Consider the following 23,307-nt stretch of genomic DNA (forward strand, 5'->3'; position numbering starts at 1 on the left):
AAATGGAAGTAATGTATGAGTGTTTAGCGTTCAACAGCCAGCGGTTCTATACTGACAATCGTGGGCGCCGACAACTCGGCGAAATGGTCCACTACCCTATCGGCTGAACTCAGGTCCTGCAGGGCCGAATGCTCGCTCCGGTAACCGATACAGTAGATGCCCGCTGCTTTGGCAGCCGCCACTCCATTGGTCGAATCTTCAATTACTACGCATTCATGTACCGGGCTGCCCACCAGCGAAGCAGCATGCACAAAGATGGAGGGGTCGGGCTTGGAGCGAGCCAAGTTCTCCCCACTGACCAGGTGCGTGAAGTACGTCCCCAGGGCAAAACGGCGCATCACCCGGTCGATGGTGGAGCGGGAAGCGGAAGAGGCCAGGACCAGCTGCAGGCCGTGGGCGTGCAGGTCTTCAATAAGCTCCCGTACTCCGGGCAGTAGCTCCAGGTCAGGCTGCTCATCAAAGGCTTGGTTGAACTGCGCCCGCTTGGCCAGGACCATTTCCTCCACCGGGTAAGGCAGCTCGTACCGGTCCTTCAGCTGCTGATACACGTTTTTGGTGGATGCACCCGTGAACTGCGCAAATTCCTCATTCGAAACCGTAATGCCCAGCTCCGCGAAATGCCGGAAGTAGGCGTAGCGGTGTACGGGCTCAGTATCGACGATAACGCCGTCCATGTCAAAAATTACGGTGCGGATCATGCGGAAGGCAATGGTTGCGGGCACGAAGGTAAAGAACCCGGCGGGCTTGGCCCATCAAAGCTACAGCCCGCACCACCCCGGCCGCAGGGGCAGGAGCAACGCGGGCTGCAAGCAAAACAAAGTCAAAACTATTTCAGGATAGCCGCCACCAGCTCGTCGCTCATGGGCTTCACCTTCGATGGATAAAAGGCTACTACCTGGCCTTGCTCATTCACCAGGTACTTGCAGAAGTTCCAGGTAGGCGCGTCGCTGACGGCTCCGTTTTTTGATTTATCGGCCAAGAACTGGTAGAGTGGAGCGGTGTCGTCGCCGGTTACGGATACTTTCGCGAACAGCGGGAAGCTCACGCCATAGTTTTTCTCGCAAAACGTAGCAATCTGCTCATTGGAGCCCGGCTCCTGGCCGCCAAAGTTGTTGGCCGGAAAGCCCAGCACTACTACCCGGTCACTGTACTTGTTATACAGCTCTTCCAGCTCCTTGTACTGCGGCGTGTAGCCGCACTCCGAGGCCGTGTTCACAATCAGCAGCTTCTTGCCTTTGTACTGACTGAGCTTTACGGGCTTGCCGTCAATAGTTTGCACCGTGAAATCGTAGACGGAGCCAGGCGCGGTAGCGGGTTCGGTGGTAGGGTTCATGGGCGCAGCAGCGGTGTTCTGAGAAGAGGTAGACGATGACAGCCCGCAGGCCACCAGAAAAAGTAAGAGAACGGGTAGCGCAAGTTTCATACAAGGAGCGGTGGAGAGAAGGGCGGAAATGCACTTGCCGGCGCCAAGGTAACTCCGGCTACGCACAGATGTTCACTTACCCGAAGATAACGGTTTCGCACCTACTCCTCTCCTTCCCTTACTCTCCGGGCCATTAGGGTTCAGGTAGTGCGGGGCGTGAGCCACTTCTCCACGTCGACGGGCTGCCAGCGCGCCATCTGGTCTAGCAGAGCCGCCGGGTCGGCATCCTGCAGCAGCTGGGCGCGGTTTTCCCGGCGCAGCAGCTCTTCACTGGCCATGTGGTCGAGGGCGCGCAGCAGGTGGTCGTAGTAGCCGGCCACGTTCAGCACGGCCACCGGCTTGCGGTGCAGCCCCAGCTGGCCCCAGGTAAGTACCTCAAACAGCTCTTCCAGCGTACCAAAGCCGCCGGGCATGGCCACGAAACCTTCGGCCAGCTCGGCCATCTTCAGCTTCCGCTCGTGCATGCTTTTTACTACGTGCAGCTCCGTGAGGCCCAGGTGTGCCAGTTCCTTATCGGCCAGAAAATCGGGAATGACGCCAATGACCCGACCGCCGTGCCGGAGGGCACCATCGGCTACGGCACCCATCAGCCCCACGCGGCCGCCGCCATACACCAGCGTCTGGCCCCGCTCAGCCAGAGTGCGGCCCATCAGCAGGGCCTGCTGGGTGAACAGCTCGTTGGAGCCGCTGTTGGCCCCGCAATACACAGCTATGCTTTTCATTTTCAGTTGTGATTGTGAGCAGAGCGAAGTAAACCGTCTTCTCCCCGCGCTGGGTTTTAAAACGTAATAAGTCCTTAGCGTGAGGTATACGCTAAGGACTTATCATTTGAGGCAATTTAACGCTCACGTGTGTTACATCCGCTCGGGCACCTGAATGCCGAGCAGCCCCATACTGGCCTTAATGGCCTGCGCCGTTTGGGCCGACAGGGCCACGCGGAAGGCTTTTTTGGCGGCATCGGCTTCGCGGAAGATTTCCACTTCGGTATACACCCGGTTATAAGCCTTGGCCACATCGTAGGCGTACTGGGCCACTACGGCCGGCGACTGGGTGCGGGCGGCTTCGGCCACCACAGCGGCGTAGCGGGCCAGTTCCTGCACCAATTCCCGCTCGGTAGTGTGCAGCTCCGTAATGCTGGTCAGGTCGGCGTCTTCGGCAATGCCCAGTTCGGCCGCCTTGCGCCGGATGGCTGAAATACGGGCGTGCGAGTACTGAATAAACGGCCCGGTATGCCCTTCCAGGCTCACCGACTCCTCGGGGTTGAAGAGCATCCGCTTCTTGGGGTCGACTTTCAGCAGGTAGTATTTGAGGGCGCCCAAGCCCAGCATGTGATAAAGCTGGTCAGCCTCTTGCTCAGTGAGGCCTTCAGTTTTGCCTTTTTCGAGGGTAGCGGCTTTGGCGGCATCCACTACTTCGCGTACCAGCTCATCGGCGTCCACCACGGTGCCTTCGCGGGACTTCATCTTGCCAGACGGCAGATCCACCATGCCGTAGCTGAGGTGGTAGATGGCATCAGCGTAGGGCTTGCCCAGCTTTTTGAGCACGGCCTTGAGCACCTGCATGTGGTAGTTCTGCTCGTCGGCAATGACGTACACGCTCAGGTCGTAATGAAAATCCTGGTACTTGAGCTCGGCCGTGCCCAGGTCCTGGGTGATGTACACGCTGGTGCCATCAGCGCGGAGCAGCAGCTTTTCGTCGAGGCCTTCTTCCTTCAGGTCCACCCACACCGAGCCGTCTTCCTTCTTGAAGAACACGCCTTTCTGCAGGCCTTCCTCCACCCGCTCCTTGCCCAGCAGGTAGGTGCCCGACTCGTAGTAGTACTTGTCGAAATCGACGCCGATGCTCTTATAGGTCGCGTCGAAGCCCTCATATACCCAGCCGTTCATCTGGCGCCAGAGGCTCACCACGGCTTCGTCGCCGGCTTCCCACTGGCGGAGCATGTCTTGGGCTTCCAGCATCATGGGCGCCTGGCGCTTGGCTACGTCAGGTAGTACCCCTTCGGCTTCGAGCTGCCGCACCTGCTCGCGGTAATGCTTTTCAAACAGCACGTAGTACTTGCCCGCCAGATGGTCGCCTTTGATGCCGGCGCTCTGCGGGGTTTCGCCCTGCCCGTACTGCAGGTACGCCAGCATCGACTTGCAGATGTGGATACCCCGGTCATTGACGAGGTTGGCTTTGGTGACGGTAGCCCCGGTAGCTTTTAGAATCTCAGCCACCGAGTAGCCTAGGAAGTTGTTGCGCAAATGGCCCAGGTGCAGGGGCTTGTTGGTGTTGGGCGAGGAATACTCTACCACCACGTTTTGGGGGCCGCCGGTAGGCACGGGCGTGCCTGCGGGCGTCTGGCGGAGCTGGCCGAACACGTTTACCCACTCGGCGTCGGCTACTTCCAGGTTCAGAAAGCCCTTCACCACGTTGTAGCCGCTCACCTGGGGCGTATTGGCCACTAGCCACTCCCCTATGGCCTGCCCGATCTGCTCGGGGCCTTTGCCCAGGGTTTTGGTGAAGGGAAACGTAACCAGCGTAAACTGACCGGCAAAGTCCTTGCGCGTAGGCTGCAGGGTGAGTTGGCTGGCCGGTACTTCCTGGCCGAAAACCTGTTGAATAGCTGCGCCCAGGGCAGCTTTGAGGGTTTGTTCGAGTTGTTGCACGGAAAAAGCGAAAGGCGAAGATGAACCAGGGCCGAAAGCGGGCCTTGGCCCCCGAAATGAGTATCAAGCAGACAAAGCGTAACCTGACGCCCCCGGCCGGAGCAATCCGGCAGGCAGCGCAGCTTACGCTAGAATCGTCGTTGAAACAGAATCTGGGGGTGCGGCTTCATACAGAAATGGGCAGCCACCGGGGTCGGCTGCTGCCGCCGCAAAGGTAGAAAGCCCGGCCGGATGGCAGCCAAAAAGTTGCGTCCGCACCCGGTAGGCTACCGGCTGGCCCGGCGCAGCATCATCTGCACCTGCCGGGGGTTGCCGCGCGTGAGCACCGGATACGATACGTCGCTGACGAACAGCAGCTGGCCGCCGTCCTCGATGCGCGCCTGTAAGGCATACGTCATATTCTCCTGGATGCGGGTCGGGTCGAAGCGCAGGATGAAAGCCAGCGGCACCTGCCGCCCCTGGGGCCGCAGCGTCACCGAGTCGATAACCACGGCGGCGGCATCCTGCCGGGAAACGTCCTGCAGCTGCAGGCGCACTACAGCCGTGGGCGAAAGAGCCATTCGCTCCCGGTAAGCTACGGTGCCGGTAATAGAATCCTTGGCCACCACAGCCGCCTGCTGGCCGCCGCTGCCCGTGGTGGGTGGCATGGTGGTGCAGGAGGCCAGCAGCGCCAGGGCGCCGAACAGAAAAAGCAGGCAGTGTTTCATACGGCGTAAAAGCAAGCGGATACGCCCGCGGCGCTGGCCACGAATGTATCCGCTTTTTCGGATTTGACAAGCAGGAGCTAGCGGCTTACTACCTCCTCCAGGCGCAGGCGCCGCTGAATAGCGTCGGTGGCGGCTTCCAGAATATCGAAGGCGTTGGTGGCCATGGTATTTTCGGAGTCTAAGGTGGGGTTGATTTCCACCATCTCAAAGCACACTACCCGGTCGTTGTCGAGCAGGGCGCGGCACAGGCTGATGGCTTCTTCCACGTTCAGGCCTTCCTCCACAGGCGTGCCGGTGCCTTTAGAGAAGCGCGAGTCCAACGAGTCTACGTCGAAGCTGATATACACCATGTCGCAGAAGCGCAGCCGCTCGTAAATCTCGCGCGCCACCTGGCGGGTGCCTTTGGCCTTCACTTCGTCGAGCTTGTAGTTTTTGATGCCCAGGCGCTCAATAATGGCGTTTTCCTCGGCTTCGGTGTCGCGTACCACCACGTACACCAGATGCTCGGCCGTGATTTTGGGGCCGGGCTCACCCAGGTCTTTCAGGCGCTGCCAGAAGAATTCTGTTTCCGGCTCAGGCTGATTGCGCTGGCACTGGCGGTTGTCGTCGCCGAGGCTGATGGCCAGGGGCATGCCGTGCATATTGCCGGACGGGGTGGTGTAGGGCGAGTGAATATCGGCGTGGGCATCTACCCACACCACGCCCAGGGTTTTGTGCGGGTAGGCCGCCTTGATGCCCGCAATGGTGGCGGAGGCGTTGCTATGGTCGCCGGCTAGTACCAGCGGAAACTCGCCGAAGCGCAGGGTTTGCTCCACGGTGCCGGCAATGCCTTTCTGCACCGTATAAATGGAGTCGATGTGCTTGGCCTTCGGAAAATGGGTTTTGTCGAAGAGCACGTGGTTCAGGTCCGGAATGTGGACCGAGTTGAACCGGCGGAAGTAGTCGGAGCCCTTGTTGAGGCAGGCCACTTTGAGGGCGTCGATGCCCAGGCTGGCACCGCGGGTTCCGGCTCCGAGTTCGGAGCGTACTTCCAGAAGCTTAATGCGTCGCATACTACATTGGCAGGAAAAGGGTTAGAGTGGTTTAGATGCTTGCCGATTGAGCGGGTGGGGTCCTCTCAGGCTTGACGCGCGCGGACCTTCCGGCGCAACCAACGAACAAAGCACAACCAAAACCCCGCAGGCGGGGTATCTTTGCGGGCACTAAGTTCGGCAAAAGCTCGACCAGTTGAAAATCCTCTGTCATCCTTGGCAAGCGCAGGATGACAGTTCTTTTAACTTCTCCTCTCCCCTCCTTCAATGGATACCTACCACGACCTGATTTCCCAGACGTTCGACTTTCCTACCGACGAGTTTCAGGTAGAGCAAAATGAGCTGCGTTTCCACGACATCGACCTGATGGCGCTGGTTAAGAAGCACGGCACGCCCCTGCGCCTCACCTACCTGCCCAAGATTTCCTCCCAGATTCAGCGGGCCAAGGAGTGGTTTCGGGCAGGTATTGAGAAGATTGGCTACCAGGGCAAGTACTCCTACGCTTACTGCACCAAGGCCTCGCACTTCAGCTTTGTGGTGGAGGAAGCCCTCAAAAACGGCGTGCATATCGAAACCTCGTCGTGGTTTGATACCAGCATCATCCGGGCCATGCACCAGAAAGGCAAGGTTTCGAAGGATACCTACATCATCTGCAACGGCTTCAAGACGGAGGAGTACAAGCGCGAAATCACCAGCCTCATCAACGACGGCTTCGTGAACTGCATGCCCATTCTCGATTCGCCCAACGAGGTGGAGTACTACCACGATAATGTGCGCGAGAAGTGCAATGTGGGTATGCGCCTGGCTTCCGACGAGGAGCCGCGCTTCCAGTTCTACACCTCCCGCCTGGGCATCCGCTACGCCGACGCGCTGCCGCTCTACGAGCAGAAAATCAAGGACGACCCGCGCTTTGAGCTCACGATGCTGCATTACTTCATCAACACGGGCATCAAGGATACCAGCTACTACTGGTCGGAGCTGAGCCGCTTCGTGCACAAGTACTGCGAGCTACGCAAGGTGTGCCCTACCCTCACCACCATCGACATTGGCGGCGGCCTGCCCATCCAGACATCCATTCAGAAGGAGTACGACTATGCGTACATGATTGAGGAGGTGCTGCGCACCATTCAGCGTATTTGCCAGGAGGAGGAAGTGCCGGAGCCGGACATCTTCACCGAGTTCGGCATTTTCACGGTGGGCGAGTCGGGCGCTACTATCTACTCCATTCTGGACGAGAAGCTGCAGAACGACAAGGAGCTGTGGTACATGATTGACGGCTCGTTCATCACCAACCTCCCCGATACCTGGGCCCTGAACCAACGCTTCATCATGCTGGCCCTCAATGGCTGGAACAAGCGTTACAAAAAAATCCAGCTGGGCGGCCTCACCTGTGACTCTCAGGACTACTACAACGCCGAAAAGCACATCTACCAGGTATTTCTGCCGGAGCGCCGCCCCGACCGGGACACGGAGCCGCTGTACGTGGGCTTTTTCCACACCGGCGCCTACCAAGAAAGCCTCTCGGGCTACGGTGGCATCAAGCACTGCCTGATTCCGGCGCCCAAGCACGTGATTCTGGACCGCGCCGCGGATGGCACGCTCACCGATTACGTGTTTGCTGAAAAGCAGAACGGAGAGTCAATGATGCGCATCCTGGGCTATCAGGCATAGCGCATATTTAATGGGCGAATAGTTGCGCCGCCCCCGCCGGAATTGTACTTTTGACTTCCAACTTCCTCTTCGACTATAACTTTTCTGCCCGCACGATGAAAAAATTACTGATTCTGGCCTCTGTGGCCCTGGTAGGCCTGGGCGCCTGCAACCGCACCCAATGCCCCGCCTACACCAGCACGAAAGAAGCCAACCGTGTTTCTTCGCCCGTTATGGCCAGCACTGCCACCAGCGCCGAGCATCAGTAAGCTTTTCTTCAGCTCAGGCTGATAGGATAAAAGCCGGTTTCCGTCGTTTCGGGAGCCGGCTTTTTCGTGCCCTGGACTTTAGAACAAAGGAATAATGAAACGGCTTTGGGAACGTTTAAGCAACTAAAAGCCTTTTCACAGCAAGAAAATCATTCTTGTTTGCCCACCGTTTTTCTTTGTACTTACCCATGAAAAAATTTCTTCTCCTGGCCTGTATGGGAGTTGCTGGCTTGGCCTCGTGCCGCACCCAATGCCCTGCCTACACTTCCGTGAAGCCGGCCGCGCACCAGGCTTCGCCCATTATGGCCTCGGCCGCCGATGCCGCGCCCCGGCAATAGTACCGACTTCCCCTACCGTGCGGGCCGCTTCTTGCCATAGAGCAGAAGGCGGCTCGCATCGTTTTCGGGAAAACCAAGGCCTTTGTAATACCCAGCCGGCGCGGCCAGAATCAGGTCGGTGGCGGCCAGCAGGCTGGGCGCCTGCCGGGCAAATTCCACAGCTTCGGTTTCACCAATCAGGATGCCCGGCACGCCTACCTTGGCGCCGGCTTCCATGTCGCGCAGCCGGTCGCCCACCAGCCAGCACCGGGCCGGGTCGAGGTGAAAGCGGGCTATGGCTTTTTCGAGCATGAGCGAATCGGGCTTGCGCAGGAGCGACTCCGACACCGACGGATGGGCCGAAGCAAAGTACAGCGCGTCGAGCACGCCGCCGCAAGCTTGCTGCAGCTTGTCGTGGCAGGCCAGCACATCGGCGGCGGTATAGAGCTTCCTGGCAATGCCGGCCTGGTTGGTCACGACGACCAGATAATAGCCGGCGGCCTTGAGGCGTTGTAGCGCTTCGGGCACGCCGGGCAGCACCTCAAATTCGGCGGGGCGCCACACGTAGTCGCCCATTTCGCGGTTCAGCACCCCGTCACGGTCCAGGAAAACGGCTTTGCCCGCAGGCTCAGTTAAATAATTACCAGGTATCATCAGCTCAAAACTACGGATTCCTGTTTTTGCCGGGCGTACTTTTGCAGCCTACTCTACTGCATACCCAATGCCTTCACCTACGCGCATTGCCATTCTGGGGGGCGGCATCACGGGCCTCACTGCTGCCTATTACCTTGCCCGCGCCGGCCTCGACTTCGATTTGTTTGAAGCGTCCGATGAGCCCGGAGGCAACATGCGCAGCCGCCGCGAGGGCGAGTATATTACGGAGCTGGGGCCTAATTCCCTGCTGCTTTCGCCTGAGTTGGAAGATCTGCTGCGGGAGCTGGACCTCACCGACCAGATTCAGGAGCCTCCAGCGGGCGTGGGGGCCAACCGCTACGTGCTACGTGCCGGCCGCTACCGCAAGCTGCCTTCTTCGCCCCCGGCGTTGCTGCTGTCGGGTTTTTTCAGTTTGAAGGCCCGGCTTGATATTCTGCGCGAGCTGACCCGCCCCGCCGCCGCTCCCGACCCCACCGAAACCGTGGCCGCCTTTTTCCGCCGCCGCTTCGACCAGGAAATCGTGGATTACGCCGTCAACCCGTTCGTGTCGGGCATCTATGCCGGCGACCCGGCCCAACTGCTGGTGCAGCAGGCTTTTCCGAAGCTGGTGGAGCTAGAGCAGCAGCACGGCTCGGTGCTGCGCGGGCTGGCCAAGGCCGGCGTGGGGCAACGCCGCCGCACGGTGTCGCTCCGGGGTGGCTTGCAGGCCCTGCCCGACGCGCTGGCCGCCCGGCTGGCCGGGCACGTGTTTTTTCATCAGCCCGTTACAGCCCTTACCCGCGACGAGGCCGGCCTCTACCGCGTGCATACGCCCGGCGGAGCCTTTGCCGACCGCGCGTACTCCCAGGTGCTCATTGCGCTGCCGGCTTACGTAGCGGCGGAGCTTTTAGAGCCGGTTTTTCCGGCCCAGGCCGCCGCTTTTGGTCAGGTGTACTACCCCCCCATGGCCGCCGTGCACACGGCTTACCGCCGCCAGGACGTGCGGCACCCGCTCCACGGCTTTGGGGCGCTGCACCCGAAGGTGGAAGGCGCTTACGCAGCCGGCAGTATCTGGAGCAGTTCCCTCTATCCCGACCGGTGCCCCGCCGATGAGGTGCTGTTCACCACGTTCGTGGGTGGCGCGCAGTCGGCCGAAGCGGCCCAGGATGCGGAAGCCGTGATGCTGCCCCGCGTCCACGAGGAGCTGTGCCGCCTGTACGGAATTTCGGCCGGTGCGCCGCAGTGGCAGCGCCGCTACGTGTGGGAGCAGGCCATTCCGCAGGCCGACGCGCAGTTGGCCCCGGCGCGGGAAGCCGCGGCAGCGCTGGCAACCTACGGGATAGAAGTGGTGTCTAATTGGCAGGCGGGTGTCTCCGTGCCCGACTGCGTGCGTTATGCACGCCAAGTGGCCGAAAAAATTTCGGCGACATCCATCGGCTGACCTATTATATTTGGCCAAATGAACGATTCGCTCGTCCTCATACCGACCTACAACGAGCGGGAAAACGCCGAGCTAATCATTCGCAAGGTGTTTTCTCTGGCGAAGCCGTTTGATGTGCTGATCATCGACGACGGCTCGCCCGATGGCACGGCCCAGATTGTGCGCGACCTGATGCCGGAGTTTTCGGGCCGGTTGTTTCTGGAGCAGCGCCCGGGCAAGTTAGGCCTCGGCACGGCATATATACACGGGTTTAAGTGGGGCCTGGACCGCGGCTACAGCTATCTGTTCGAGATGGATGCTGACTTTTCGCACAATCCCGAAGACCTCCTGAAACTCTACGATGCCTGCTCCGCGCAGGGCTACGATATGGCCATCGGCTCGCGCTACATCCACGGCGTGAACGTGGTGAACTGGCCCATGAGCCGGGTGCTGATGTCGTATTTTGCCTCGGCCTACGTGCGTCTTATCACCGGCATGCCCATCATGGACGCTACGGCCGGCTTCAAGTGCTATACGGCCCGGGTACTGCGCACCATTCCGCTGGAAAATATCCGCTTTATCGGTTACGCCTTCCAGATTGAAATGAAGTGGCTGGCCTTCAAGTATGGCTTCCGCATCAAGGAAGTGGCCATCATCTTCACCGACCGCACGCGAGGCGCTTCCAAAATGAGCAAGGGCATCTTCCGGGAAGCGTTGCTTGGTGTAGTGCAAATGAAAGTGAGCAGCCTGTTCCGCCGCTTTGACCGCACGGCCGCGCCCGAGCCCACGCCGGTTTCCACAGCCAGCCTGACCTCCGCCTCCGAAACGCGGTAAGATTTTCTGCTACCTTCATCCTCGTCCGGCCGTACGCAGCGGCCGGAGTAGCTGGCTGCTGCATGGAAAATACTCCCCTGTTCTGGGCGGCGTTTACGGCCTTCGTGCTGGCAATGCTCCTGCTCGATCTGCTGGTATTCAACCGCAAAGCCCACGTGGTACACATGCGCGAGGCGCTGGGCTGGAGTGCGTTCTGGGTTGCTTTGTCGTTGAGCTTCAACTACCTGGTTTTGCGCACCATGGGCCAGGCGGCGGCCATTGAGTTTCTCACCGGCTACCTGATCGAGAAGTCCCTGAGCGTGGATAACCTGTTCGTGTTTCTGCTCATCTTCACGTATTTCCGGGTGCCGCAGGAGTACCAGCACAAAATTCTGTTCTGGGGCATTATTGGGGCACTGGTGCTGCGGGCAGTGTTTATTCTGGTGGGCGCGGCGCTGCTGGCCAAGTTTCACTTCCTACTGTATTTGCTGGGCGCGTTCCTCGTGTACACCGGCGTGAAAATGGCTTCCTCAGCCGGGGAGCCGGAAATTGACCCCGATGCCAACCCGGTGGTTAAGTTTCTGAGCCGTCACCTGCCTATCACCAGCAAGCTGGAAGGCGGCAAGTTTTTCGTGCGCAAAGAAAAGCTGCTGTTTGCCACGCCCCTGTTTGTGGTGCTGGTGATGGTGGAAACCACCGACGTGGTATTTGCCGCCGACTCCATCCCGGCTATTCTGGCCGTGTCGCAGAATACGTTTATCGTGTTTACGTCCAACGTATTTGCCTTGCTGGGTTTGCGGGCGCTATACTTCGCGCTGGCCGGCCTCATGCAGCTGTTTCACTACCTGCACTATGGCCTGGCCCTTATCCTGATTTTTATCGGGGGCAAGCTGCTGGTTTCCGAGCTGGTGCACATCCCCATGGGCATTTCCCTGGGCGTGGTAGGGGCGCTCCTGCTGGGCTCCATCCTGCTGTCGTTGCTGCGCCCACTGCCCCCAAAGGAGGAGTAAATGGCCGTCATGCCCCGGCTGGGCGGGGCATGACGGTGTTTCCGCTAGTTTTTCGGGGGTGCTTGCGCGGGCGCAGCCGTACCAGCATCCACGGGCGTATTGGTATTCACGCCTTCATCGGCCCCGCCGCCCAGCAGGTCAATCAGGTTCAGGGGCTGGTACTGGCTGGAGTCGGCGGCTACTACGGTGCGGGTAGTATCGGGGCGCGGAATGAAGCCCATGCGGCTGGGGTTACTGAAGTTCACGGAGTAGCCCAGGCTTTCGTACTCATCCTGCGAAATGTAGCCTTTGCGGGCCATCAGCTGGGCAATAAGCCGGTGGAAATACCGGGCGCTGCGGCGCATGTCGCCATACTGGTTGAAGCCCAGGCGGTAAAGCTTGGGCCGCGGAATGATGCTGGCCAGGTACAGGCTTTCGGACAGCGTCAGCTCGTTGGGCTGCTTGCTGAAGTAAAACCGCGCTGCCTCCGTGACGCCGTAAATCTTGGGGCCCCACTCAATGATGTTGAGGTACACCTCCATCATGCGCTCCTTGGTAGCCACGCGGGTGTTTTCGATCAGCCACACTATCAGGGCTTCCTCAATCTTGCGCGTCACGGTTTTCTGGCGGGTCAGAAACACGTTCTTCACCAGCTGCATAGAAATGGTGCTGCCACCCCGGGCAAAGCGCTTTTCCTTGATATTCTGAATAATGGAATTAACGAAGGCCTTGGCCATAAAGCCCTTGTGCGTGAAAAAGCGCGGGTCTTCGGCCGTAAGAATGGCGTGCTTCAGGTACTGCGACACTTGGTTGAAGGGCACAAACTCGGGGTTGGGCGGCCCCACCTGAAAGGTCTTGATGGAGTCGCCTTTGTCGTTGTAGGCCGTGTACGCGAAGGGCGTGTTGAGCTTGCCCAGGTCTTCGCGGCCAAAGCGCGTGAGACGAAAGTTTTTGCCCGTGAGCGAGGAGCTGAACTTGAGGCTGTCGAGCTGGTTCATGTCCAGGTCGGCCAGCAGGCGGTAGGTGAGTGTGCCTTCGCCCTGCGTGCCCTCCAGCGTGCTGAACATGCCTTCGGGCAGGGCCGCGAAGAAGTCGTTGGCTTTCGTCTCGCCCGATTTTATATTCACTTTCACCTGCAAGCCGGCCAGCAGCTCATCCGGCGACTCTACCCCGTTCGCCTTGCCCGTCAGGCGCTGCTTACGGGGCAGCTTGCGCACCGATATTTCCGGAAAGAACTCCATCCGGTTCAGCGTGATTTTGGTGCCGTTTTCCAGCGCCCCGTAGGCTTTGCCCAAGGTAGCTACGTAGTCGATACCGGCGCGGGGAAAGCGCACGTCGTGGTCGGCCAGCTTGGGGTGATTTACTACAAAGTTGCGGGCCCAGGCCGTGCCGCGTACCGTCAGCTGGTCGTCGTCGAGGTCTTTGTCGGAAAGGCTCACCCGCACCGTGTCAAATTGCACCCGGGCTCCGTAGCGGCGCTGCACGTAGGGCAGCAGCACGGGCCGCCCGTTCAGGCCGTACACATTGGCCTCCAGGGCGTAGTCGCCGGGCTCGATGTGGCCCTGCAACCCGAAGGTGTTTACCACCGAGTCGATATCGGCCGTGAGCTGCCCGGTCAGGTCCCCGTCTTCTATGGCGAAGCGCGGCATGGTGAGCGTGGCGTTGTGGTCGGGGCTGCGGTAGGTGACGAGAAAGTTGCGGAAATCGGCCTCGCCGGGCACGTTGTCGAAAGCCGTTTCCAGCAGCTGGTTCAGCAGCAGGCCGTAGTTGGCGCCCTGGGTGGTGTCGCGGCGCACGGGGGCCTTTTTCTTGGCGAAAAAGAACGAGTAGTTATCAGTGGTTTCGGTTTTGCGGGCCGTAAGGCGGGCCGAGTCTATCTGCAGGTCGCTGAACACGGGGCGCCGCGCGAACAGGGTTTTCAGCGAGATAGAGGCGTTGATGCGGCGAGCCTGCAGCAGCGTGTCGCTCCCGGCGGGCACCAGCGCCACGCCGTCGATGCGCACCGTGTTGAGGTCGGTAAAGCGGGCCGGGCCCAGCGTGAGGGTTACGGGGTACTTTTTCTCGACCTTGGTTTTGACTTCGCGCAGAGCGTACTCCAGCAGCTCCTGGCGCTTGAGCAGGAACACTGCCAGGCCCAGGGCGAGCAGTGCCACTACTACGCCTACACCAATACCTATTTTTTTCTTTGTAGCTGGATTCACGCGCACAAACAGAGAGGGACAGTCGCGGCCGGGCCTTACCAGATTCGTGCCGAACCCGCCGCGGCTCGGAGCACAAAGGTAGGGAAAAGCACTGCGTGGGCTATCCGGGCGCCAAGGCCATTATGTACCTTTGGCGCTTCCGGCCAACTCCCTATACGCATGTCTGCCCCAACCGATACCACGTCCTTCTCCGCCCTCACCGCCGTGTCGCCGCTCGATGGGCGCTACCGCCGCCAAACGGTGCCCCTGGCCGCCTTCTTTTCCGAGCTGGCCCTGATCCGCTACCGGGTGCTGGTGGAGGTGGAGTACTTCGTGGCGTTGTGCCAGCTGCCCCTGCCCCAGCTGGCGGAGATATCCAAGGACATTTTTACGGATCTGCGCCAGATCTACCTCGACTTCTCGGCCGAAGACGCCGAAGCGGTGAAAGCCCACGAAAAGGTCACGAACCACGATGTGAAGGCCGTGGAGTACTTTCTGCGCGACAAGTTCACGGCCCTGGGCCTGGGCCAGTACCTGGAGTTTATTCACTTCGGCCTCACGTCTCAGGACATCAACAACACCGCCATTCCGCTGAGTTTGCAGCATGCCGTGGTGAAGGTGCTGCTGCCCGCCTACGCCCAGGTACGCAATCAGCTGGCCAGCCGCGCCAAGGACTGGGAGGCCGTGCCCATGCTGGCCCGCACCCACGGGCAGCCGGCCTCTCCTACCCGCCTGGGCAAGGAAATTCAGGTGTTTGTGGCCCGCCTCGATGCCCAGGTGGAGCTATTGAGCCAGGTGCCCTTCGCGGCCAAGTTCGGGGGTGCTACCGGCAACTTCAATGCCCACCACGTGGCATACCCCGCCATCGACTGGCACGAGTTCGGGCAGCACTTCGTGCAGGACCGGCTGGGGCTGCACCGCTCCTTCCCCACCACCCAGATTGAGCACTACGACCACCTCGCGGCCCTTTGCGACGGAATAAAGCGCCTTAACACCATCCTCACCGACCTGGCCCGGGACGTGTGGCAGTACATTTCCCTGGGCTACTTCCGCCAGACCATCAAGGCCGGGGAAGTGGGCTCCTCGGCCATGCCGCACAAGGTCAACCCCATTGACTTCGAAAACGCCGAGGGCAACCTGGGTCTGGCCAACGCCGTGCTGGAGCACCTCTCGGCCAAGCTACCCATTTCGCGCCTGCAGCGCGACCTCACGGACTCCACCGTGCTGCGCAACCTGGGCGTACCCCTGGGCCACACGCTCATTGCCCTCACCGCCCTGCAGCGCGGCCTCGAAAAGCTGGCCCTCGACGAAGCCGCCCTGCGCCGCGACCTGAACGACAACTGGGCCGTGGTAGCCGAAGCTCTTCAAACCATCCTGCGCCGCGAAAACTACCCCGACCCTTACAACGCCCTCAAGGCCCTCACCCGCACCGGCGGCGCCATCACCGAGCAAACCATTCAGGAGTTCATCGAAACGCTGAATGTGAGCGAAGCGGTGAAGCAGGAGCTGCGGGTTATTTCGCCCAGCAACTACGTGGGCGTGTAGGGGCGGGGCTTGCCCCCGCCCGCCGGTTGCACCATCCGCGCCAATAAACCGAATCGTGCGTTCAACCGTGCAAACGCCGGTCAACGACGGGCGGGGGCAAGCCCTGCCCCTGCGGCTCGCCCAGCAGCAGCCGTATTTCGGCAGCCTCGTAGGCCAGCACTTTCCGCCGCAGCGTGAGCTGGAGCAGAGCACTGCCGTCGTGTTCCAACCAAATCCGCGCTTCTTCTTCAAATAAATTCAGCCAGCGCTGGCCCCGCTCCTCCGGAAATGCCGCGTGGAGCGCGGGCAGAGCCTGCAGCCGCGCCTGCGCCTGTTCCAGGCGGGTTTGCAGGCGTTCCTGCTGATTTTGCAACGGGTAATCAGCTATTGCAATACCCCGCAGCCGCATAGCCAGCGTCTTCTGGTCCTCGGGACCCGGAGTGGACTCCGCCACCGGAAGAGGCAGCGCTTCGCCGACCGGAGGCGGTAGCTGACGGCGCAGCGCATCCAGCCCCAGTACGGCGGCTATTGGCAACAGCCGCTCCCCAAGGGCATCCATTGCCAGGGCCGTGCGTGACACACCCAGCACATCTGCTAGCTGCTGCTGCGTGAGGCCAAAACGCGCCTGCACCTGATGGGTACTCGTGAGGTTGGACGTAAAGCTGCGGTGCCGGGCAAATTTCTTTCGGAGAGACATAGCCAATGACTTGTTGAGTGCCGCGCTGCCAAGTTGTGACATCTTGTGTTGTGACATCATATGATGTCACAACACAAGATGTCACAACTTCAACAAACGTACAAATGGGCTTTTTCTGCCGGCTGCATTCTTCACTTGGCGCGGGCAGCTACCTTTGCGCCTTACTTATTCTGCCTTATGGCCTCTCTTTCCGGCATCACCGTTCATCCCGACTGCCGCCATTTTCGCGGTGATATTCCCTGCCGTCCCAACAAGGAGCACGGCTACCAGTGCCAGGACTGCCCCGTGTACGCGCCCGTGCACCAGCGCCTGCTCATTATCAAGCTCGGGGCCATTGGGGACGTAATCCGCACCACGCCTTTGCTGCGGCGGCTGCGGCAGGAGTATCCACAGGCCAAAATCACCTGGCTTACGCTCACGCCAGCCATTTTGCCCCAGGGCGAGATTGAGGAGGTTCTGAAGCTGGACCTGGCCTCGGTGCTGCACCTGCAGCAGCGGGAGTTCGACGTGCTCTTCAACCTCGATAAGGACAAGGAAGCCTGCGCCCTGGCCGACTTGGTGCACGCCACGGAGAAGTTCGGCTACCGCCTGCACCCGCAGTACGGCGTGGCCTGGCCCGGCAACGAGCAAGCTACCCATAAGTACCTCACCGGCGTGTTCGACCAGCTCAGCCAGCAAAACCAGAAGCCCTACGTGCAGGAAATCTTCGAGCTGTGCGGCTTTGAGTTTCGGGGCGAGGAGTACGTGTTCGACACCCACGAAGACAAGGGCTACAACTGGAGCCAGCTGCCCACCGGTAAGCCCCGCATCGGCCTGAACACGGGCTGCGGCGACCGGTGGACCACGCGCCTGTGGAGCGACGAAAAGTGGACCCGACTGATCGGGCAGCTCCAGCAGGCCGGCTACGCGCCCGTCCTGCTGGGCGGCGAGGCCGAGGATGAGCGCAACCGCCGCCTGCATGCCGTCACCGGCGCAGCCTACCCCGGCACGTTCCCCCTGCCCCAGTTCATCAACCTCATGCACCAGATGGACGGCATTGTGACGCAGGTGACCATGGCCATGCACATCAGCATTGCCCTGCGCAAGCCTACCATTCTGATGAACAACATCTTCAACCCCTACGAATTCGACCTCTACGGCCGCGGCCAGCTAGTGCAGCCCGATAAGCAGTGCGTGTGCTTCTACCGGGGCTCCTGCCAGCTAGGCACCAGCTGTATGGAGGATTTGCCAGCAGAAAAGGTATTCGAGGCAGTGCGGGCGAGTGTGCCAGTATAGAATCCTGTCATTGGCAGCAAAGCAATAACAGGGTTAGCTTACCCCGCTACTTCCTTCAGCGCCTTTACCATCTCGCTCCAGGAGAAATCCTTCTTGCGGGCCCACACGCCGGCGGTAAGTTCTTCTTCGCGCTGATGCTCGTAGAAATCCACTAAGGCATCGGCAATGGCCTGGGGCGTGGGCGGCACCACGTAGCCCACCTCGCCGTTTGGAATCAGTTCGGCCAGGCCGCCTACGTCGGTGACCAGCATAGGGCGGCTGAAGTGGTAGGCAATCTGCGACACGCCGCTCTGGGTGGCGTTTTTGTAGGGCTGCACCACGATGTCGGCCGCGCAGAAATAGTCGGCCACTTTTTCGTTGGGGATAAAGTCGGTGGCGCGGACGAGGCGGTTTTCCAGGTGGTGCCGGCGGATGATTTCCTCGTAGGGCGCGGCGTCTTCGTAATACTCGCCGGCTATGATGAGCTTAATGGGCAGGCGAGCCAGACGGGCATCGGCAAAGGCCTCCAGCAGGATATCCAACCCTTTGTACGCCCGGATAAACCCGAAGAACAGCAGGTAACCAAACTGCGGATCGAGGCCCAGGGCACTTAGAGCGGTTGGCTTAGGCTTGATGGGGCCGAAGTTGTCGTAGAGCGGATGCGGACGATAGAGGGCCGGCTGCTTGAAGTGCAGGCGGCGCAGGTCGGCCAGCACGGCGCGGCTCATCGTCACGAAGCCGTGGCAGGCCGAGAGGAAGTAACGCGTGAGCGGCCGGTCGCCGGGGCGCTTTTCGTGGGGAATGACGTTGTCGGTAATGGCTACCACGCGGGTGTGGCCGTTGCGGCGGATGCGGCGGGCAATAAACCCCAGCGCCGGCCCCATAAACGGCAGCCAGAACCGGAAGATTACCAAGTCAGGCTTCTGCCGGCGTAGCCTCTCCCCTACTTTCCACCAGCTCAGTGGGTTCACGGAGTTGATGCTTACGTCGATGGAGAGGTCGGCGGGACCAGACTCGGTGCTGAACTGCGTTTGGCCCGGGAACAGGAAGTTAGGGTACTGCAGCGAAAACGTCACCAGCCGCACGTCGTCGCCGGCTTCGCGGAAAGCGCGGGCCAGCTGCTCGTTGTACGTGGCCAGCCCGCCCCGTAGCGGGTACGCCGGCCCGATGATGACGACGTTCATACCTTCTTAGTTTACACCAGACCGTCATTCCGAGCGCAGCCGAGGAATCTCGCGTGCTGATGTTGTAATGGTAAATACTACACTAGCAAGATTCCTCGGCTGCGCTCGGAATGACGGTCTTCTTGTTAATTCAGATTAAGCTTTTCCCGGATCAGGTATTGGTTTTTGCGGGAGCCACTTAAGGACACCATTTCGGCCAGAAAGCCTGCTACAAACACCTGGACGCCTACTATCACGGCCACCAGCGCCAGGAAAAACAGCGGCTGGTCCGTCACACTTCGAGCTTTCAGGTTGTGCAGGGCCAGATACCATTTTTCCCCGACCAGCCAGATTGTGATAAGCATGCCCACCAGAAAGGAGAGCGTGCCCACCGTGCCGAAAAAGTGCATGGGGCGCTTGCGAAACCGGCTGACGAAGGTGATGCTCAGCAAGTCCAGAAAGCCGAACACGAAGCGCTCCAGCCCAAACTTGGTGGTGCCGTACTTGCGCTCTTGGTGCTGCACTACTTTCTCCCCAATCTTGCGGAAGCCGGCCCACTTGGCAATGACGGGAATATAGCGGTGCATCTCGCCGTACACTTCCACGGCCTTCACCACGCGGTGGTCGTAAGCTTTCAGCCCGCAGTTGAAATCGTGCAGCTGGATACCCGACAGCCAGCGCGTGACGCCGTTGAAGAGCTTGGTGGGAATAGTTTTGCTGAGGGGGTCGAAGCGCTTTTTCTTCCAGCCGCTCACCAGGTCGTAGCCGTCCTGGGTGATCATGCGGTAGAGTTCGGGCAGTTCTTCGGGCGAGTCCTGCAGATCGGCATCCATGGTGCACACCACACGCCCCTGCGCAGCCCGGAAGCCCGTGTCCAGCGCCGCCGACTTGCCGTAGTTGCGGTTGAAGCGGATGCCACGGATATGCACGTCCTCCTGAGCGAGGTCTTCAATCACCTCCCAGGAGTCGTCCGTGGAGCCGTCGTCAATCAGCAGCACCTCGTAGGTGAGGCCGTGCTGGGCAAGCACGCGGTGAATCCAGCGCGTGAGCTCCGGCAACGACTCGGCTTCGTTGAGCAGCGGAACGACGATGGACAACTCAACGGGAAAATGCTGCGGCAAACGCTTACTACTCAAACTGCGGGCGGTTATGCTTGGTAATGGCGGAAACGATGAGTGAAAGCAAGAAGCTCATTACTGCCCCAACCACGATATTCTTAAGAATTGCCAAGGGCGAACCTAATTTTTCCTGCGTAATATCAGCCAACCCCTTCTCCATGGCCTCTTCCGGCAGGTTTAAGTTGGCCAGAGTTGCTTCCGTATAGTCCCGCACGGAGTTCACATAGCTAGTATCCAGGAAGTTGATATACACGTAGTTGAAAATACCCGAGAGCAAGCCCGAAATGGCACCCATTAACAGCCCAATCAGCAACCCCTGACCATAAGTCATAAAGCCGCCGTTATGTTGCTTGAAGTATTTGTGGGCCAGCACCATACCAACTACCCAAATGGCTATGGCAACGGATAATCCCAGGAAGGGTTGTTTAAAATCCAGACCCGTAGTTTTGAGCAGTAAATCCAGAATTACGCTAATGATGCCAACCAGTAAGCCATAACGGATGCCAACGGAAATTGGAGTAACTGTGGCAGTAGGTGTTGTTTCCATGAGGTTGTGAGGGTTGTGAGGGTCGAGAAAGGATTGTGCGAGCCTAAAGGAACAAAATCCTGCCTTATTTCCGCAGAAATATTCCCCCCGGAATACCGACTATCGTCCCCAGCAGCAGTTTTTTCAGAAACTCATCCTGCCCGAAGCCCTCCGGCGTGTGCGCCAGGTTGCGCAAGGTAGCCTCATACTGTTTCAGCCCATTGGCCTGCTTTGCATAGAGCGGCTTGGCGGCGGCCAGCATTTTATGCGCTTCGGCCAGGTGCTGCTCGATAAGGCCCGGGCCGGCGGCCTGCGCAAACAGATATAAAGCCGTAGCAGCTACGGCCGCTGCCAGCAGCGTCGTTAGCAAGCCTACGCCTACCGCCCGCGCCAGCCCCGGCCCCTGCGCGTACTGCCGCCGCAGCCACAGCTGGCTGACGATGGCCGCAATGGGCGGGAAAAAGTCGGACAGGGTGCGCTTGGGGCCGTAGGGGTTGTTGCCGGTTTTGTACAAAAACAGCACCCACAGAAAGCACAAGGCTCCGGTAAGGAGGCCGCACAGCGCGGCCGTGCGCACCATCGGGCGGGAAGAAACAGCAGTGGTAGACTCCAAAATAAACGCCAACGTGAAAGGGCGCAAGATACGAGTACTTCCGCAACCTAAACGGCCACGGGCTGGCCGGCTGCCGACTGCCGCCGCGTACCAAAGCGCAGCAACAGCACTTCGGCCAGCAGAAACACCAGCGCACCTACCACGCAGTATTGCCACAGGGGCGTACCCACCCGCTCGGCCCGGTAGCGCGCCGCCACCGACGTCCCAGCACTAGCATCGTACACCTGAATGTTTGGTTTGCCGGCCCACATCTGGCGCAGCTCATCCGCCGAGTAGTGCGTCAGTTCCGACTCGCGCTTATCAAAGTTGAACGCCAGCGTAGCCAGCTTGCGGCCATTGCGCTCCAGGGTGTAGAAGCCCGGTTCCCGCATGCCCGGCGGAATATCCAGCTGCAGGGTTCCCGCTACCGTGCGCTGGGTTGGAATCAGCGTCAGGCTGTCTTTTACCAGCTTAGCCACTTGCTCCGTTGCGTTACTCACCGGAGGCGCAGGCACCACTATGCTGCCCTGGTTGAGCCGGTAGGCTGGCTGTTCGGTGCTACGGTAGCTCTGCATTGCTAAGCGGTACATCACCGGCACAAACAGCGCATGCGAAGTAAAGTCGGAATACTCCCCACTGAACGGGGCCGCAAATACATATACCATGCCCCGCCCGCTCTGGAAACCCGACAAATAGCCTTCCCCCTCGCGCAGCTTCAGAATGTCGGTTCCCGACCGGGCCCAGCGCAATACCGGCGCTACGCTGGGCAGCGTTGCCTGTCGTTGCTGCGGCCCGAATACGTCCCGGAAGAACGGATTCTGCCGACTGGGCATAGCTACTTCCCTGCGTTGTGGTTTTTGCCCCGGCGCAGTAGGCTCCCATTGCACGGGCCCCACGCCCAACTCCCGAAACAGCTCCGTGTAGGATGCCTGCGCTTCCGGGGTGCCCGGCGGCACTATCACCACCGAGCCGCCCCGCTGCACCACTTGTTTTAGTTGCTCCCGCAGCTGCACGTCAATGCGCGGCAGCTCCTGCACCAAAGCCAGCTGTGCCGTAGGCAAGCTAGCTCCGCCGGTGCCCCGGCTGTGCGTGTACGCAAACAAAGATTCGTTGCTGTACAGGCGTTGAGTAGCTGGCAATCCTCCGCTGGTAATATCCGTAATCAGAATCCGGGGGGAAGGCGTCAAAGTGAAGTAGAAGGTATTGTCGAACGTAACCGGATAGTCCTCCACCTCCACCCGGCATTCCTGCGTAGCGTTGCCAGTGAGCTGAACGCGCGCCGCCAGCGTAGCCTGCCCATTGGCCGGCACCGTCACCCGAAACGCCCCCACCTGCCGGTCGCCGACAAACAATTTTACTTGGCTGTTCTCCGCTGCAGTCTTGCCGCCATTGCGCACGCGTATCTGCAGAGCAACATCGGTTCCGCTCCGCACAAAAGCATCATTCAACAGGACGCTGTCCACGTACACATTGTGCGTGGCAACACCCGCTACCGGCACCAGAAATACCTGCGTGGTGCTATCCAGCATTTGCAGCTGACTGCGGGGAAAGCCGCTTTTCTGAAAGTCAGAAAACAAAAAAAGCTGCTGATTTTTACCCGCACTGTTTGTTTTAGCCAAGGACGAAGCTAATGAGCTTCCTTCGCCGCTAATCTGCAGTTGATCCACCGCACTGCGGAACGCCGTACCTGCTACTGAGTAGGCTGAGCTATTTAGTAGCTTAAAGCGGTTTGAAGCTGGAAAGGCTGTCGGCAGTTCCCGCGCCTGCTCTGCGGCTTGCTCAAACGCAGACTGCTCAGCCTCTACCCCGGCCTGCATACTGGGCGTGACATCCACAGCCACCTGCACCGCATCATTTGGCAGCGCTGCCGACAAGGGGGCTGGAATAAACGGCTGAGCAAATAATAATACCAAGCTGATAATAAGCCCGATGCGGCTCAGCAACACCAACAGATGTTTGACCCTGCGTTGTCGGGCTGTCACTAGCTTCACTTCCCGCAGAAATTCTACGTTGGTGAAGGCTAAGCGTTTGGGCTGCCGAAGCTCAAATAAGTGCAAAGCAATGGGAATGGCAATTGCCAGAAGCCCCCACAAAAAACCCGGATAAGCGAATGTCATACGCTGCTAAAGTACTACGAACAATAGACACTGATAATAAGCCGCAAGCTGTACAGCTTTGAAATGAAGATTACATCATCTTCCTGGCTGGCCTAAACGCGTCAGCGCCCCCGCATCGGCCTCCGGGTTGGGGAGGGGGTGACGCGGGGGCGCTGGGCAAAGATAGGGTTGGCGGCGACCGACTCTCCCACCGGTGAAGGCAGTACCATAGGCGCAACGGGGCTTAACGACTCTGT

General features: G+C 59.8%; 22 protein-coding genes and 1 pseudogene. 8 read left to right on the forward strand and 15 right to left on the reverse strand.

Features of this window, described 5'->3' with window-relative positions; translation table 11 throughout:
- Positions 1–23: 23 nt before the first annotated feature.
- The 6 genes from I5L79_RS19295 to I5L79_RS19320 form a co-directional block, all read right to left on the reverse strand.
- Entirely contained in the window at positions 24–722 is a 699-nt protein-coding gene (locus tag I5L79_RS19295) for an HAD family hydrolase (RefSeq protein WP_317191398.1), read from the reverse strand.
- A gap of 104 nt (positions 723–826) precedes the next feature.
- Positions 827–1,423, reverse strand: a complete 597-nt coding sequence (locus I5L79_RS19300) for a glutathione peroxidase (RefSeq protein ID WP_196956715.1) — start codon at positions 1,421–1,423, stop codon at positions 827–829.
- 140 nt (positions 1,424–1,563) lie between these two features.
- A complete protein-coding gene (locus I5L79_RS19305) occupies positions 1,564–2,145 on the reverse strand; it encodes an LOG family protein (RefSeq protein WP_196956716.1) in 582 nt (193 codons plus the stop codon).
- Between the two features lie 132 nt (positions 2,146–2,277).
- Complete coding sequence (gene argS, locus I5L79_RS19310) at positions 2,278–4,071, reverse strand: arginine--tRNA ligase (protein ID WP_196956717.1); 1,794 nt, start codon at positions 4,069–4,071, stop codon at positions 2,278–2,280.
- A 266-nt stretch (positions 4,072–4,337) separates the two neighbouring features.
- The gene (locus I5L79_RS19315) at positions 4,338–4,778 is read right to left on the reverse strand and encodes a YbaY family lipoprotein (RefSeq protein ID WP_196956718.1); all 441 of its coding nucleotides are present in this window, start codon (positions 4,776–4,778) and stop codon (positions 4,338–4,340) included.
- A 77-nt stretch (positions 4,779–4,855) separates the two neighbouring features.
- Entirely contained in the window at positions 4,856–5,830 is a 975-nt protein-coding gene (locus I5L79_RS19320; RefSeq protein WP_196956719.1) for an arginase, read from the reverse strand.
- Between the two features lie 246 nt (positions 5,831–6,076).
- Between I5L79_RS19320 and I5L79_RS19325 the strand changes: the two genes are divergently transcribed.
- From I5L79_RS19325 to I5L79_RS19335, 3 genes are all read left to right on the forward strand, one after another.
- Positions 6,077–7,480, forward strand: a complete 1,404-nt coding sequence (locus I5L79_RS19325) for a type III PLP-dependent enzyme domain-containing protein (RefSeq protein WP_196956720.1) — start codon at positions 6,077–6,079, stop codon at positions 7,478–7,480.
- Between the two features lie 95 nt (positions 7,481–7,575).
- Positions 7,576–7,728 carry a hypothetical protein gene (locus I5L79_RS19330; RefSeq protein WP_196956721.1) on the forward strand — a complete coding sequence of 51 codons (153 nt, stop codon included), beginning with the start codon at positions 7,576–7,578 and terminating at the stop codon, positions 7,726–7,728.
- A 188-nt stretch (positions 7,729–7,916) separates the two neighbouring features.
- The gene (locus I5L79_RS19335) at positions 7,917–8,066 is read left to right on the forward strand and encodes a hypothetical protein (RefSeq protein WP_196956722.1); all 150 of its coding nucleotides are present in this window, start codon (positions 7,917–7,919) and stop codon (positions 8,064–8,066) included.
- Between the two features lie 12 nt (positions 8,067–8,078).
- Here the strand turns inward: I5L79_RS19335 and I5L79_RS19340 are convergent, their stop codons facing one another.
- A complete protein-coding gene (locus tag I5L79_RS19340) occupies positions 8,079–8,699 on the reverse strand; it encodes a D-glycero-alpha-D-manno-heptose-1,7-bisphosphate 7-phosphatase (RefSeq protein WP_196956723.1) in 621 nt (206 codons plus the stop codon).
- 67 nt (positions 8,700–8,766) lie between these two features.
- Between I5L79_RS19340 and hemG the strand changes: the two genes are divergently transcribed.
- From hemG to I5L79_RS19355, 3 genes are all read left to right on the forward strand, one after another.
- The gene (gene hemG / locus I5L79_RS19345) at positions 8,767–10,119 is read left to right on the forward strand and encodes a protoporphyrinogen oxidase (RefSeq protein WP_196956724.1); all 1,353 of its coding nucleotides are present in this window, start codon (positions 8,767–8,769) and stop codon (positions 10,117–10,119) included.
- Between the two features lie 18 nt (positions 10,120–10,137).
- Entirely contained in the window at positions 10,138–10,932 is a 795-nt protein-coding gene (locus tag I5L79_RS19350) for a polyprenol monophosphomannose synthase (RefSeq protein ID WP_196956725.1), read from the forward strand.
- Between the two features lie 62 nt (positions 10,933–10,994).
- Entirely contained in the window at positions 10,995–11,921 is a 927-nt protein-coding gene (locus I5L79_RS19355) for a TerC family protein (RefSeq protein WP_196956726.1), read from the forward strand.
- Between the two features lie 44 nt (positions 11,922–11,965).
- Here I5L79_RS19355 and I5L79_RS23690 read toward each other — a convergent pair whose 3' ends face one another.
- Positions 11,966–14,101 (reverse strand): transglycosylase domain-containing protein, encoded by a 2,136-nt coding sequence (locus I5L79_RS23690; protein ID WP_196956727.1) that lies wholly within the window; start codon positions 14,099–14,101, stop codon positions 11,966–11,968.
- A 159-nt stretch (positions 14,102–14,260) separates the two neighbouring features.
- On the opposite strand from I5L79_RS23690, the gene purB reads away from it, so the two are divergent.
- On the forward strand, positions 14,261–15,625 hold the full coding sequence (purB, locus tag I5L79_RS19365) for an adenylosuccinate lyase (RefSeq protein ID WP_196956728.1): 1,365 nt from the start codon (positions 14,261–14,263) through the stop codon (positions 15,623–15,625).
- A 61-nt stretch (positions 15,626–15,686) separates the two neighbouring features.
- Here purB and I5L79_RS19370 read toward each other — a convergent pair whose 3' ends face one another.
- On the reverse strand, positions 15,687–16,301 hold the full coding sequence (locus tag I5L79_RS19370; protein WP_196956729.1) for a hypothetical protein: 615 nt from the start codon (positions 16,299–16,301) through the stop codon (positions 15,687–15,689).
- A 177-nt stretch (positions 16,302–16,478) separates the two neighbouring features.
- Here I5L79_RS19370 and I5L79_RS19375 point away from each other — a divergent pair, with 177 nt between their 5' ends.
- Entirely contained in the window at positions 16,479–17,576 is a 1,098-nt protein-coding gene (locus I5L79_RS19375) for a glycosyltransferase family 9 protein (protein WP_196956730.1), read from the forward strand.
- 38 nt (positions 17,577–17,614) lie between these two features.
- Here the strand turns inward: I5L79_RS19375 and I5L79_RS19380 are convergent, their stop codons facing one another.
- From I5L79_RS19380 to I5L79_RS23820, 6 genes and pseudogenes are all read right to left on the reverse strand, one after another.
- Positions 17,615–18,739, reverse strand: coding sequence for a glycosyltransferase (locus I5L79_RS19380; RefSeq protein ID WP_196956731.1), 1,125 nt, complete (start codon positions 18,737–18,739; stop codon positions 17,615–17,617).
- A gap of 125 nt (positions 18,740–18,864) precedes the next feature.
- Complete coding sequence (locus tag I5L79_RS19385; RefSeq protein WP_257872274.1) at positions 18,865–19,815, reverse strand: glycosyltransferase family 2 protein; 951 nt, start codon at positions 19,813–19,815, stop codon at positions 18,865–18,867.
- A gap of 31 nt (positions 19,816–19,846) precedes the next feature.
- The gene (locus tag I5L79_RS19390; RefSeq protein ID WP_196956733.1) at positions 19,847–20,383 is read right to left on the reverse strand and encodes a DUF4199 domain-containing protein; all 537 of its coding nucleotides are present in this window, start codon (positions 20,381–20,383) and stop codon (positions 19,847–19,849) included.
- Positions 20,384–20,447: 64 nt separating this feature from the next.
- Positions 20,448–20,975, reverse strand: coding sequence for a DUF4199 domain-containing protein (locus I5L79_RS19395; protein ID WP_196956734.1), 528 nt, complete (start codon positions 20,973–20,975; stop codon positions 20,448–20,450).
- A gap of 47 nt (positions 20,976–21,022) precedes the next feature.
- Positions 21,023–22,483, reverse strand: coding sequence for a COG1361 family protein (locus tag I5L79_RS19400; protein ID WP_231403219.1), 1,461 nt, complete (start codon positions 22,481–22,483; stop codon positions 21,023–21,025).
- 366 nt (positions 22,484–22,849) lie between these two features.
- Positions 22,850–23,071 (reverse strand): annotated as a pseudogene (locus I5L79_RS23820) (BatA domain-containing protein); the annotation flags it as partial.
- Positions 23,072–23,307: the final 236 nt, after the last annotated feature.

The organism is Hymenobacter guriensis (genome assembly GCF_015773195.1).
Lineage (GTDB): Bacteria > Bacteroidota > Bacteroidia > Cytophagales > Hymenobacteraceae > Hymenobacter > Hymenobacter guriensis.

Excerpts from the sequence above, each read along its gene's own strand:
- I5L79_RS19300 (WP_196956715.1), bottom strand. The coding sequence starts at position 1,423 with ATGAAACTTGCGCTACCCGTTCTCTTACTTTTTCTGGTGGCCTGCGGG.
- I5L79_RS19305 (WP_196956716.1), bottom strand. The coding sequence starts at position 2,145 with ATGAAAAGCATAGCTGTGTATTGCGGGGCCAACAGCGGCTCCAACGAG.
- I5L79_RS19315 (WP_196956718.1), bottom strand. The coding sequence starts at position 4,778 with ATGAAACACTGCCTGCTTTTTCTGTTCGGCGCCCTGGCGCTGCTGGCC.
- I5L79_RS19320 (WP_196956719.1), bottom strand. The coding sequence starts at position 5,830 with ATGCGACGCATTAAGCTTCTGGAAGTACGCTCCGAACTCGGAGCCGGA.
- I5L79_RS19325 (WP_196956720.1), top strand. The coding sequence starts at position 6,077 with ATGGATACCTACCACGACCTGATTTCCCAGACGTTCGACTTTCCTACC.
- I5L79_RS19330 (WP_196956721.1), top strand. The coding sequence starts at position 7,576 with ATGAAAAAATTACTGATTCTGGCCTCTGTGGCCCTGGTAGGCCTGGGC.
- I5L79_RS19335 (WP_196956722.1), top strand. The coding sequence starts at position 7,917 with ATGAAAAAATTTCTTCTCCTGGCCTGTATGGGAGTTGCTGGCTTGGCC.
- I5L79_RS19340 (WP_196956723.1), bottom strand. The coding sequence starts at position 8,699 with ATGATACCTGGTAATTATTTAACTGAGCCTGCGGGCAAAGCCGTTTTC.
- hemG (WP_196956724.1), top strand. The coding sequence starts at position 8,767 with ATGCCTTCACCTACGCGCATTGCCATTCTGGGGGGCGGCATCACGGGC.
- I5L79_RS19350 (WP_196956725.1), top strand. The coding sequence starts at position 10,138 with ATGAACGATTCGCTCGTCCTCATACCGACCTACAACGAGCGGGAAAAC.
- I5L79_RS19355 (WP_196956726.1), top strand. The coding sequence starts at position 10,995 with ATGGAAAATACTCCCCTGTTCTGGGCGGCGTTTACGGCCTTCGTGCTG.
- purB (WP_196956728.1), top strand. The coding sequence starts at position 14,261 with ATGTCTGCCCCAACCGATACCACGTCCTTCTCCGCCCTCACCGCCGTG.
- I5L79_RS19370 (WP_196956729.1), bottom strand. The coding sequence starts at position 16,301 with ATGTCTCTCCGAAAGAAATTTGCCCGGCACCGCAGCTTTACGTCCAAC.
- I5L79_RS19375 (WP_196956730.1), top strand. The coding sequence starts at position 16,479 with ATGGCCTCTCTTTCCGGCATCACCGTTCATCCCGACTGCCGCCATTTT.
- I5L79_RS19380 (WP_196956731.1), bottom strand. The coding sequence starts at position 18,739 with ATGAACGTCGTCATCATCGGGCCGGCGTACCCGCTACGGGGCGGGCTG.
- I5L79_RS19390 (WP_196956733.1), bottom strand. The coding sequence starts at position 20,383 with ATGGAAACAACACCTACTGCCACAGTTACTCCAATTTCCGTTGGCATC.
- I5L79_RS19400 (WP_231403219.1), bottom strand. The coding sequence starts at position 22,483 with ATGCTGGATAGCACCACGCAGGTATTTCTGGTGCCGGTAGCGGGTGTT.